Raw genomic sequence first — 1,048 nt, 5'->3', positions numbered from 1 at the left:
AGCCTAAATTTTCAGATAGCGAGTTAATGACCCTTTTAGTTTATGCCACAACATTTAGAAAAGGAGAAATAAAATCTACACTAAAAGAATTTAAAGAAAACTACAGCGATATGTTTCCTTATGTGCCAGAGCTACCAGCCATTGTAAAAAGAGCAAAAAAGTTGAAAAAGTTAGTAAAAATTTTAATTATACTGGTAAAAAATTTGCTATCAAACAAAGAATCACTAATTGCAATACTTGATACAAAACCAATTCCAGTTTGTGAACTTACAAGGATAAAAAGATGTAAAAAGGTAAGTGGAAAATTATATAAAGGAAATAACGGACATAGAGAATGGTTTGGGTATAAATTAGGACTAATAATAGATACTTATGAACAACCTATATCGTTTAATATAATACCAGCTTCAAAACACGATATAAACGCATTAAAAGAGTTTAAAGAAGAGCAAACGGTTATAGATTTGTTAAATGGTAAAGTTTTAATTGCAGACAAAGCATTCAATTCAAAAGGACTAAAAGAAGAACTAAAAAAAATATGTATAGAGTTAGAAGCTATAAAAAAAGGAAAGATTCATCATAAACAAAAGAAAAAACAAACTTTTTTAAAGACCATTAGGAAGAAGATAGAGACTACTTTCAGCAGATTGAAGTATATGGGAATTGAAAGTATTAAAGCTGTTTCTTTGGAAGGGTTTTTAGCTAAAATTCACTTTTTTATTTTAGCTCTACAGTTTAAAATTATACTTAAGGTTTAAATTGGAAATTAGGGTTATATAAATAATTTTCTTGAAAGCTTCAAATTACTCCCCTTTTAGTATATTCTCCAATATATAAGAAGCTGAATTTTCTTTTTCTAATTTAGGTATTTTTACTTTTTTCCCATTTTTAAAAATTATACTGCCTTCATGGTAATTTTTACTGAAAACCTCTAACTTATTTACTATAATAACATCAAGATTTTTCCTTTTTAATTTATCTATTGCATTTTTTTCCAGATTACTGCTTTCAGCAGCAAATCCAATTATAAGCTGGTTTTCTTTTTTCT

2 protein-coding genes are annotated in these 1,048 nt (G+C 26.9%); one reads left to right on the top strand and one right to left on the bottom strand.

Annotation, left to right across the window (positions count from 1 at the left end; translation table 11 throughout):
• Positions 1–758: IS982 family transposase (locus HG1285_RS00185; RefSeq protein WP_008289734.1), on the top strand; the 758-nt coding region annotated here is incomplete at its 5' end.
• Between the two features lie 45 nt (positions 759–803).
• On the opposite strand, the gene HG1285_RS00190 is transcribed toward HG1285_RS00185, so the two are convergent.
• Positions 804–1,048, bottom strand: a 245-nt coding sequence (locus HG1285_RS00190; RefSeq protein ID WP_008289733.1) for a phosphopantothenoylcysteine decarboxylase, incomplete at its 5' end; no start/stop codon positions are given.

The sequence above is a fragment of the Hydrogenivirga sp. 128-5-R1-1 genome (assembly GCF_000171895.1).
Note: the sequence above shows the minus strand (reverse complement) of the source record. Positions and strands in the feature narration are given on the sequence as shown.